Below are 10,412 nucleotides of genomic sequence, written 5' to 3'. Positions count from 1 at the left end.
CCGCGACCTCGCCCCTGCCGGGCGGGCGGCGCTCGACCGCGCGCAGCAGGATGCCGTCGGCCTCGATGACCTTGCTGGTCCCGGCGACGGCGGAGGCGGCGAGCGCGGGCGCGGCCGTCGCCGCGTCGGAGAGCACGGTGACGCTCGCGACGCCCTCGTCGAGCCCGGCGAGCACCGCCGCCTGGTCCAGCAGGTGCTCCAGCTGCTGGCCCAGGCGCCGGTTGTAGAGCCGGATGACGAGGCGCAGTCGCGGGTTGAGCCGCCGGGCACGCAGGGCGGCGTGGATGTTGACCTCGTCCTCCTCGTGGACGAGCGCGAGCGCCGTCGCGGTCGCGACCCCCGCGGCCGTGAGCGCCGCGTCGTCGAGCCGTACCGCCTCGACCACCTCCACTCCCCCGCCCCGGGTCGGCGCCGGCTCGTGCGCGGTCTCGGCCCCGCGTCCCCGTACGAACCCGAAGCGGTCGAAGAACGCGGAGGCGCGCCCCAGCGCCCGCCCCGAGAACGCCGCCCCCGTCGCGAGTCCCTCGGGCGCGGGCGGCTCGATGAGGGTGACCCGCTCCTGGTACACCTCGGCGAGTTCGGCGGCGATCCGGGGGGCGAGCGCGTCGTCCCCGGCCACCACCATGCCGGGCTCGGGCGCGGGCGCGGAGGAGGACTGGGGCGGGAAGGTGAGAGCGGGCACGGGGGACAGCCTGCCGTACGCACGCGAGTGACCCAAGAGGTGAGGGCCCCTCAGAGCCCTTGCTCCGGGGGTGGTGTGCGCCGTGGGGCCTCAGGCCCTGACGTCCACCAGAGTGCGGCCCCTGACCTGGCCCGCGAGGATGCGGGGCGCCAGGGGGATCACGTCGGCGAGCGGCACCGTGTCGGTGATGGTGTCGAGGTGGGCCGGGTCGAGTTCGGTGGCGAGTGCCGTCCAGGCGCGGCGGCGGGACTCCATCGGGGCGTACACCGAGTCGATGCCCTGGAGGCGGACGCCGCGCAGGATGAAGGGGGCCACCGAGCCGGGCAGGTCGAGTCCCTGGGCGAGGCCGCAGGCGGTGACGGTGCCGCCGTAGCGGGTCGCGGCGAGCACGTTGGCGAGGGTGTGGCTGCCGACGCTGTCGACTGCCGCCGCCCAGCGCTCGGAGGCGAGCGGCTTGCCCGGGGCGGAGAGCGTGGCACGGTCGATGAGGTCGGCGGCACCGAGCTCGCGCAGGTAGTCCCCGTGCTCGGGGCGGCCCGTCGAGGCGATGACGCGGTACCCGCGCGCGGCGAGCAGGCTGATCGCGACGGAGCCGACGCCACCGGCGGCGCCCGTGACGAGCACGTCGCCGTCGTCGGGCTCGACCCCCGCGTCCGCCAGCGCGAGGACGCTGAGCATCGCGGTGTACCCGGCCGTGCCGATCGCGGCGGCCTGGCGGGTGCTCAGCCCCTCGGGCAGGGGGACGAGTTCGTCCGCCCCGACGCGGGCCCGCTCGGCGAAACCGCCGTCCTTGCTCTCGCCCCGCCCGAAGCCGTTGAGGACGACCCGGTCGCCCGGCGCGAAGCGCGGGTCGGCGGAGTCCGTGACCGTCCCCGCGAGGTCGATGCCGGGGGTGAGCGGGAAGGTGCGCACGATGCCCTTGCCCGCGAGCGCCAGTCCGTCCTTGTAGTTGACCGTCGAGTACTCGATGTCGACGGTCACCTCGCCCGGCGGCAACCGCTCGTCCTCCAGGGTCTCGACGGCGGCGTGGCGGCCCTGCTCGTCCTCGGTGACACGGATGGCGCGGAACGACATGTGCGCTGCTCCTTGCTGGTCGCGGTACGGATGGTGCCTGTACGGGCCAGTCTGCTCCCCCGGGCGGCGCCGCCGCGCGCGGGGCGCCGCTCAGGGTTCGACGAGCCCCGCCCGTATCGCGTACCGCGTCAGTTCGAGCCGGTCCTTGAGGCCGAGTTTGTGGAGCGTGTTGGCGCGGTGGCGTTCGACGGTCTTGACGCTGATGACGAGGAGCGCGGCGATGTCCTTCGAGGAGTGCCCCTCGGCGACGAGCTTCAGGATCTCCTCCTCGCGCGGCGTGAGCGTGCTGCCCCCGGTGGGGTCCTCTCCTCTGCGGGCCCGTTCGAGGTAGTTGCGGATGAGCGCCCCGGTCGCGCCCGGGTAGAGGAAGGGCTCGTCGCGCATCGCCGCCCGGCAGGCTTCGAGGAGGTCGCGGTCGGCGAGGGACTTGAGCACGTACCCTCCGGCCCCGGCCTTGAGCGCCTCGAAGAAGAACTGCTCGTTGTCGTACATCGTGAGCACGATCATGCGCAGTCCGGGCAGCAAGTGGGACAGCTCCCGCGCCGCCTGGAGCCCGGTCATCCGGGGCATGGCGATGTCGAGCACGGCGAGATCGGGCCGGTGCAGGCGCGCCTGCTCCACCGCTTCGGCCCCGTCCCCGGCCTCCGCCACCACGGTGAGGTCCGGCTCGGCGTCGAGGATGAGCCGCAGTCCGCGCCGCACGAGGGCGTGATCATCGGCGAGCAGCACCCGGGTGGGGGCGGCGGAGTCCTCGGTGCCCGGCGAGACGGCAGGCGAGGCGGCAGGGGTGGCAGCGGGGGCGGGTCGCGCGGCGGCGGGCGGCGTGATCGGGGCGGTGGACACGGGTGACTCCGTGGGGAGGAGGCGGTGCGGGGGAACGGGGAAGGCCGGGAAGGCGGCGGACGCGGGCGGCTTCGGGGGAACAGCGGCGGGACGGGGGGCGCACCGGGGAGGCCGGTGACGCGTGCGTCGACGGGCGAGCCGGGCAGGGGCGGAACGCGGGCACGGCCACGCTGGTGGCGGTCCCGGCAGGCCCAGCGACCCGCGCCACCCCTGCCGCCCTCCCGCCACCCCCTCACGTGACGCCCGCTCCCTCGTGAAGGCGTGGGGACGGTGGGGAGGGCCGGGTCGTGAGGGGGGCCGTCAGGCGGATTTCCGTGCCGCCGCCGGGGGCGGTCCCGAGGGAGAGGTGGGCGCCGATCAGCAGGGCGCGTTCACGCATGCCGCGCAGGCCCGCGCCCTCGGGGGCGTCCCCCAGGCCGCGCCCGTCGTCCGCCACGGTCAGCTCGATTTCTCGCGGCGACGCCCGCAGCGTGAGCCGTGCCTCCGTGGCCCGCGCGTGCCGTACGACGTTGGTCAGCGCCTCCTGGGCGACCCGGTAGAGGACCAGCTCCACCCCCTTGTCCAGTGGCGGCAGTTCGCGGTCGCCCGCGCGCCGCACCCGCACTCCGCTGTCCGCCGGCAGCTCGGTGACGAGCGAGGCGAGCGCCGCGCGCAGCCCCAGTTCGTCGAGGACGCCGGGGCGCAGTCTGCGGGCGATCCTGCGGATCTCGTCGAGGCCGCCGCGCGTCGTCTCCTGCACCTGGTGGAGCCGCTCGGCGAGCGCCGGGGGCGCGTCCCCGGCCGCGCTCTTGAGTTCGAGGAGCACGGCGGTGAGGGTCTGGCCGACCTCGTCGTGCAGTTCCTGGGCGATCCTGCGGCGCTCGGCCTCCTGGGCGGAGAGCGCGCGTGCGGTGCTCGTGGCCCGTTCGGCCTCCAGCCGGTCGAGCATCGTGTTGAAGGCGGTGATGAGCCCGGCGATCTCGCCGTGCCCCGAGACGTCGGGGCGGCGCCCCGGCCGGAGCAGGTCGGTCGTGCTCATCGCGCGGTGCAGGCGCTGGAGCGGCGCGAGACCGATCCGCAGGAGCGCCGCGTTGGCGGTGAGCATCGCGACCAGGCCCGCCGAGAGGATCAGCACCTCCGTGAGCACGACGGGGGCCGAGACCGTCACCGGGCCGAGCAGCAGCAGTCCCGTCGCCGCGAGGAGCACGGCGGCGTTGAGCAGGAAGATGCGCTGGAACAACGACACCTCGTCCCCTCCCGGTGGCCGGACATGTCCCGCCATGCCGTACGACGGGTCGCCTCCAGCCTCCCCGATCGCCCCCGGGGCGGTCCATCCGTGACAACCCCCATTTCCGCGCGGCGTGTCGCCCCCCGTCCCCTAAGGGTCGGCTCCCCGTCCCTCAGGGTTTTCCCGGAGGCGGAGGTGGGGGTGGTGCCGGATGGCGCGCGCCCCCGGCCGCGGGAGAGGCTTCTGGGGAAGGACCGGCCGGCGGTCGTCGGCGGAACCTCCGCGTCAGGTGTGGGCGCGGCCCGAGGACGGAATCCCTCTGGTACGTGCCGCCGAGGGGTGCGGGCCGCAGGGGCCGCCGCGGCGGGGACCGGGGCGGCACGGAGGGAGAGACGGGCGATGGATCGTCAGGACGAGACACTGCGGACACTGGAGCGCGGGCTGCGTGCGGAGGACCCGCGCCTGGAGCGGGCGCTGCGCACCGGACGGCTGCCCCGGGCCTCGCGCCCCTGGGCGGCCCTGCTGCTCGTCCTCGCCCTCGCCACCTTGTGCGGCGGCCTGATCGCGGGGCACGGGGTGGTGCTCGCCTCGGGGCTCGTCGCCGCGGGCGTCGCCGCGCAACTGCTCGACCCGCACCCGGGCTCACGCGGCGGCGGGAGCGGAGGCGCCCGCACCCGGCCCCGCCTCACGCCGGGCCGCACTCCGCACTCCCGGCACTGAGCAGGCGATCTCCCGCCACAGGGCCGGCCTCCGTCGCGCGCGAGTCCCGCAAGAGCGGCAAAATTCCCACCAGTTGATACGCGCACTTCGCCACGATATCCACCCATTCTTCCCTTTTGCCGTACGTTAAAGTACTGGTCAAATAAGCAAGCCGGTCACGCCTTTCGGGCGTCCCGGCGCGTCGAGCGGCCCGCTCACCGGGCCGCCCGCGCAGGTCTGGGAGGGGGTGGTCCCGTGGAGCACGACCGGCACACCCGCCCTCGCGCACTGCCGCTTCAACCCGGCCCCGGCGCGGCGCTCCGCCCTCCCTCTCGCGGCAGGGCCATCGGAGTGCGCCCCCGCGAAGCCGTTCCGCATAGCGCCTGACCCGGCACCTCCCCCGCGGTACGGCACGCGCGCCCCGGCCCGCACGCGGCGGCACCCCGTACCCCCGTCCGCGAGACCCCGTCCGGCCCAGCGAGGCCCCGGGCGCACCGCCGTCCGGTCCGCCCCCGGAGCCCCCGTACCGCCGGACCCCCCTCTCGCACGACCGCACCTCGCACGATCCCCGCCCACCCGCTGCACCACCCCGACCCGGCCGGGGGAGACCGCTCCCCCGCTTCCCCACCGTCCTCTCCGGGCTCCCCTCGCGCGGCCGGTCGCTCCGGCGCACCTCCGCACACCTGACGGGGCCCGGTTCCGTCCCCTACCCACGCACGGGTGTTCTGTGCGCGCAGCAGGGGTGACACGGTATGGGCTGTCACGGTCCCCCGTGACACCCGTCCCCCGCACACCGCCGCACACGCGACACGCCGTACGGAGTTCTCGATGGAGCCCACCGCTCACTTCACCAAGACCGCTCTCCCCGGGATCGGGGCGCGCTACGACCTGGACACGCAGTCCGGCCGCCACCTGTCGGTCGTCGTGCACCAGGACGGCCGCCGCGTCCTCGGCCTCCACGACCCGGAGGACGAGGACAGCTGCCGCGACGCCGCCCAGCTCGACCCCGGCGAATCGCTCGCGCTCGCCGGACTGCTCAAGCCCGACCCCGTGCGCTACCTGCGCCAGCACGTGGAGATCGACCTCGTCACCGAGCACATCCCGGTGACGAAGCGCTCCCCCTTCGCCGGACGGGTGCTCGGCGCGACGCAGGCACGTACGAAGACCGGGGCCTCGATCGTCGCCGTCCTGCGGCGCACCGACGCGGTTCCTTCCCCGACCCCGGATTTCCGCTTCGCGATCGGCGACGTACTGGTCGTCGTCGGGACCCGTGAGGGAGTGGACGCCGTGGCCGAACTGATCGCTGGAGGATGACCCCTCGTGCACGACACGACGACTGAACTGCTGATAGAGCTGGGCGCGATCATTCTCGGCCTCGGCATACTCGGCCGGCTGGCCGGACGGATCGGCTTCTCCCCCATCCCTCTCTATCTCCTCGCGGGCCTGGCCTTCGGCAAGGGAGGTTTCCTGCCGCTCAACGCCAGTGAGGAGTTCGTCGCCACCGGTGCCGAGATCGGGGTGATCCTGCTGCTGCTCCTGCTCGGCCTGGAGTACAGCGCCTCCGAACTCGTCACCAATCTCAAGAAGCAGTACCCCTCGGGCATCGTGGACTTCGTCCTGAACGCCCTGCCGGGTTTCGTGTGCGCGCTGATCCTCGGCTGGGGCTTCGTGGCCGCCGTCGCCCTGGCCGGGGTCACCTGGATCTCCTCCTCGGGGGTCATCGCGAAGGTCCTCGGGGACCTGGGACGGCTGGGCAACCGCGAGACGCCCGTGATCCTGGGGGTGCTCGTCATCGAGGACCTCGCGATGGCGGTGTACCTGCCGATCCTCACCGCGCTGCTCGCCGGGCTGAGCCTGGGCGGCGCGAGCCTGACGCTCGTCATCTCGCTGGGCACCGTGGGCCTCGTGCTCTACCTCGCGCTGCGCCACGGCCGGCTCATCAGCCGGGCCGTCTCCTCGGACAACCCCGAGATGCTGCTCCTCGTCGTGCTCGGGCTCACCGTCCTCGTCGCGGGCGTCGCCGCCGAACTCCAGGTCTCCGCCGCCGTCGGCGCCTTCCTCGTCGGCATCGCGCTCTCGGGCGAGGTCGCCGAGGGCGCGCACAACCTGCTCGCTCCGCTGCGCGACCTGTTCGCCGCCGTCTTCTTCGTCTTCTTCGGTCTCTCCACCAACCCGGCGGACATCCCGCCGGTCTTCCTCACCGCGCTGCTCCTCGCCGTCGTCACCGTCCTCACCAAGATCGCCACGGGCTGGTACGCGGCCCGGCGCGCAGGCGTGCAGCGGGCCGGGCGCTGGCGGGCGGGCGGCACGCTCGTGGCGCGCGGCGAGTTCTCCATCGTCATCGCGGGCCTCGCGGTCGGCACGGCGCCGGAGATCGGGCCGCTGGCGACCGCGTACGTCCTGATCCTCGTCATCCTCGGGCCGCTCACCGCGCGCTGGACCGAGCCGCTCGCGCGCCGCTTCCTCTACCGGGACGACGCCGCCAAGGACCGCCCGGTACCGGCCGAGCCCCCCGGGCCGCGGGCCGTCGAGAACCCGGGCAGTACGGCTGCCGCGAGCTGAGGGGCGCGGGGACATGCAGCCCAGAGAGATCCCGGAGCTGTACACGGAGGGCTTCCGCGAGACGCTCACCGAGGTCGCGCGGACCGGGCGCCGGCTGCGGCGCGAGGAGATCGAGGCGCGGCGGGTGCTCGGCGAGCAGGCGGCGGAGGCCGGGTACGGGCTGCGTTCGCTCGTCAACGGGCTCCTCGCCGCCGCGCGCAGCAACTGGCCGGCGCCGCCCGGGGCCTCGGCGCCCGAGGTGCTCGCCGCCGTGGAGCAGGCGGTGGACGCGAGCGCCGAGGGCTACGAGCGGGCGCAGCGGCTCGCGGTGCGCCACGAGGAGGCGGCGCGCCGGGAGTTCATCGACGACCTGCTGCACGGGCGCGGCAACCAGGGCCGTATGGCCGAGCGCGCCGAGCGCTTCGGGCTGCGGCTCGCGCACGCGCACGTCGTCGCCGTGGCGCGCGGCGCGGAGGCGTACGACGACGGGCATCCCGTCACCCGCGGGGTGCAGGAAGCGGTCTTCGCACGCTTCGGGGACCGCAGGACGCTCCTCACCACGAAGGACGAGGTGCTGATCTGCGTCGCGCCCAGCGGGCAGGAGGAGATCGCGCGGTTCTTCGCGAAGCAGGCGTACGTGCTCGGCAAGGAGTGCCGGGCCGCGGTCGGCCGCCCGCACAGCGGTCCCGGCGGGGTCGTGCGCAGTTACGAGGAAGCGCTGGAAGTCCTGCGGGTGGGTGAGCGGATGGAGCTGCCGGAACCGGTGCTGCACGCCGAGGACCTGCTCGTCTTCCCCGTGCTCACGCGCGACCGGCAGGCGATGTACGACCTCATGGACACCGTCCTCGGGCCGCTGGAGGAGGCACGCGGGGGTGCCGGGCCGCTCCTCGTGACGCTGCGCGAGTACTTCGAGGCCGGGTGCGTCTCGGCGGAGGCGGCACGGCGGCTCAACCTGAGTGTCCGGGCTCTCACGTACCGCCTGGAGCGCATCCGTACCCTCACCGGGCTCGACCTCTCCGACTCGCTGGACCGCTACTCGCTGCACACGGCGGTCATCGGCGCGCGCCTCTTCGGCTGGCCGCGCGGCGCGCGGACGGAGCAGGCGGCGGGCTGAGGGCCGGGGTGCCCCCGGGGGAACGGAGGCGGGCGGGGCCCTGACGGCCTCTCAACCCCCACCCTCGGTGAGGTCGAAGGGGCCTGCCTGCGCCTTTATGCTCTACGGGACCGCAGCGGCGCCACACGCAGTGCGCGCCGCGCCCCGGAAGTCCCAGGAGGATGTGCGCGATGGTGTTCAAGCGGCTGCTCGGTGCGCTCGGCGCGGGCGGGCCCTCGGTCGACACGGTGCTCGCGGGCGAGCCCGTGCCTCCGGGCGGCACGCTCACGGGAGAGGTGCGGCTCGGCGGCGGCGAGACGCGGGCGCGGGTCGAGGACATCACCCTGGAACTCCTCGCGCGCGTCGAGGCGGAGAGCGAGCACGGCGAGCACGAGGGCGGGATCGTCTTCGGGCGGCACCACGTCGGCGGGGACTTCACGCTCGAAGCGGGCGAGGAGCGCGTCCTGCCCTTCGCGCTCGCGGTGCCGTGGGAGACGCCGACGACGGAGCTGTACGGGCAGTCGCTCGGCATCGTCCTCGGGGTGCGCACCGAGGTGGCGCTCGGCGGGGCGCGCGACAAGGGCGACCTCGATCCCCTCGTGGTGACCGCGCTGCCGGTGCAGGAGGCGGTGCTCGACGCCTTCGGGCGGCTCGGCTGGGGGTTCCGCTCGGCGGACCTGGAGCTGGGCAGGATCGGTGGTACGGGACAGCGGCTGCCCTTCTACCAGGAGATCGAGCTGATCCCGCCGCCCGCGCTCGCGCACGCCGTCAACGAGGTCGAGGTCACCTTCCTCGCCTCCGAGACGGGCGCCGAAGTGGTCCTGGAGGCGGACAAGCGGGGCGGCCTGCTCGGCGGCGGCCACGACGCGCTGACCCGGTTCACCGTCGCGCACGCCGACGTGCCGGGCCTCGACTGGACGAGCGAGGTCGACGGCTGGGTCACCCACCTGCTGGAGCACAGCTCGGCGTACGGCGATCACGGTTCGTACTACAACCACGCGGACCCCTACGGCGGGCACGCGGGCCACCACGAGAGCCACGGCGGCCACGGGGCCGGGGGCGCGGTGCTCGCGGGGGCCGCCGGGCTCGCGGTGGGCGCGGCCGGCGGTTTCGTCGCGGCCGAGGTGATCGACGAGGTGGGCGACTGGTTCGAGGGGGACGACGAGGGCGGGAGCGACGACGGCAGCGACGACGAGGAGTGAGCGCGCCCCGGCGGCGCGGACCGGAGAAGGGGGCGGGCGCGCGGCCCTCTTCCCTTGCTTCCACACTCCTGTAGATTCTGGCCCGGACGCCGCTCCCCGCGGGTCCGGCGTACCGCCCCAAGCCCCCTTTCCGAGGAGCGCACCCGGTGTTCGGACTCAGTGAGCTGGCGATCCTGCTCCTCGTCGTGATCGTGGTACTCGGCGTGAAGCGGCTCCCGGGGCTCGTGCGCTCGGCGGGCCGGGCGAGCCGCATCCTCAAGAGCGAGGCGCGGGAGACCACGGAGGGGCCGCTCACCGACCCCGCCGACCCCAGGACCATCAAGGCCCGGCCCGGCGACTGGACCCGCGAGCGCGACGAGCCCACCGCCTGAGCGGGCCCCCCGGCACTGCCTACACTTGTGCGGCCGGGCGGGACCCCGGCGCGGGACCGGCGGAACGGAGAGCGGTGTGAGCGCGGACGGAAGCGGCTTCGCGGACGATCCGCCGGCGGAAGCACTCGACACGGCGGCGACCGTCTTCGGACTGCTCGCCTCACCGGCCCGGCTGCACCTCGTCTGGGCCCTCGCGGGCGGCGAGAGCGACGTGACGCGGCTCGCGCAGCGGCTCGGCGGGGCCCTGCCCGCCGTCAGCCAGCACTTGACGAAACTCAAGCTCGGCGGTCTCGTCGGCTCGCGCCGCGAGGGCCGCCGCCAGGTGTACTACCTGCGCGATCCGCGCGTCGTCGAACTCGTCGGCACCCTGCTCGCCCCCGGGAGCGAGGCCCCCGCCGTACCCCAGCGGTCCCTCGGTGCCTGAGACCGCCGCGCCCCTGCACGTCCTGCGCCGCCTGGAGTCCTCGCCGCGCGGCCTCACCGAGGAGCAGGCCGCACTGCGCGCGGCGCGGTACGGGCCCAACCTGCCGCCCGCGCCCGCCCTCACGCCCTGGCGGCGGCTCGCGCGGGAGGGCCTCGCCGATCCCTTCACGGCGGTGCTCCTCGCGCTCTCGCCGGTCTCGGCGCTCGTCGGCGCGTGGGGCACGGCCGCCGTCACCGCGCTGCTCGTCGGCCTCAGCCTCTTCCTGCGCGCCCTCGG

The 10,412-nt window shown here is 74.8% G+C and carries 12 protein-coding genes; 8 read left to right on the top strand and 4 right to left on the bottom strand.

Translation table 11 applies throughout. From position 1 onward, the window contains the following. From G3I42_RS02815 to G3I42_RS02800, 4 genes are all read right to left on the bottom strand, one after another. The coding region (locus G3I42_RS02815) for an NAD-binding protein (RefSeq protein WP_203606283.1) at window positions 1–625 on the bottom strand (625 nt) is incomplete at its 3' end. 147 nt (window positions 626–772) lie between these two features. Then, complete coding sequence (locus G3I42_RS02810; RefSeq protein ID WP_239096222.1) at window positions 773–1,756, bottom strand: MDR family oxidoreductase; 984 nt, start codon at window positions 1,754–1,756, stop codon at window positions 773–775. Window positions 1,757–1,846: 90 nt separating this feature from the next. Further along, window positions 1,847–2,485, bottom strand: coding sequence for a response regulator transcription factor (locus tag G3I42_RS02805; protein ID WP_343244432.1), 639 nt, complete (start codon window positions 2,483–2,485; stop codon window positions 1,847–1,849). A 346-nt stretch (window positions 2,486–2,831) separates the two neighbouring features. Beyond that, on the bottom strand, window positions 2,832–3,824 hold the full coding sequence (locus G3I42_RS02800) for a HAMP domain-containing sensor histidine kinase (protein ID WP_343244431.1): 993 nt from the start codon (window positions 3,822–3,824) through the stop codon (window positions 2,832–2,834). 381 nt (window positions 3,825–4,205) lie between these two features. On the opposite strand from G3I42_RS02800, the gene G3I42_RS02795 reads away from it, so the two are divergent. From G3I42_RS02795 to G3I42_RS36805, 8 genes are all read left to right on the top strand, one after another. Further along, window positions 4,206–4,526 (top strand): DUF3040 domain-containing protein, encoded by a 321-nt coding sequence (locus tag G3I42_RS02795; RefSeq protein WP_164282257.1) that lies wholly within the window; start codon window positions 4,206–4,208, stop codon window positions 4,524–4,526. Window positions 4,527–5,333: 807 nt separating this feature from the next. Further along, complete coding sequence (locus G3I42_RS02790) at window positions 5,334–5,819, top strand: TrkA C-terminal domain-containing protein (protein ID WP_008749305.1); 486 nt, start codon at window positions 5,334–5,336, stop codon at window positions 5,817–5,819. A gap of 6 nt (window positions 5,820–5,825) precedes the next feature. Further along, on the top strand, window positions 5,826–7,067 hold the full coding sequence (locus G3I42_RS02785; RefSeq protein WP_164282256.1) for a cation:proton antiporter: 1,242 nt from the start codon (window positions 5,826–5,828) through the stop codon (window positions 7,065–7,067). Window positions 7,068–7,080: 13 nt separating this feature from the next. Further along, a complete protein-coding gene (locus G3I42_RS02780; protein WP_164282255.1) occupies window positions 7,081–8,160 on the top strand; it encodes a helix-turn-helix domain-containing protein in 1,080 nt (359 codons plus the stop codon). A 170-nt stretch (window positions 8,161–8,330) separates the two neighbouring features. Continuing rightward, window positions 8,331–9,341: a sporulation protein gene (locus tag G3I42_RS02775; protein WP_164282254.1), complete on the top strand. Its 1,011-nt coding sequence runs from the start codon at window positions 8,331–8,333 to the stop codon at window positions 9,339–9,341. Window positions 9,342–9,487: 146 nt separating this feature from the next. Continuing rightward, the gene (locus G3I42_RS02770) at window positions 9,488–9,712 is read left to right on the top strand and encodes a twin-arginine translocase TatA/TatE family subunit (RefSeq protein ID WP_164282253.1); all 225 of its coding nucleotides are present in this window, start codon (window positions 9,488–9,490) and stop codon (window positions 9,710–9,712) included. Window positions 9,713–9,788: 76 nt separating this feature from the next. After that, window positions 9,789–10,136, top strand: a complete 348-nt coding sequence (locus G3I42_RS02765; RefSeq protein WP_164282252.1) for a metalloregulator ArsR/SmtB family transcription factor — start codon at window positions 9,789–9,791, stop codon at window positions 10,134–10,136. Continuing rightward, on the top strand, window positions 10,129–10,412 hold a 284-nt coding region (locus G3I42_RS36805; RefSeq protein ID WP_343244430.1), incomplete at its 3' end, for a cation-transporting P-type ATPase. The genes G3I42_RS02765 and G3I42_RS36805, both read left to right, overlap by 8 nt.

The sequence above is a fragment of the Streptomyces sp. SID11385 genome (assembly GCF_010548245.1).
Taxonomy (GTDB): Bacteria; Actinomycetota; Actinomycetes; order Streptomycetales; family Streptomycetaceae; genus Streptomyces.
Note: the sequence above shows the minus strand (reverse complement) of the source record. Positions and strands in the feature narration are given on the sequence as shown.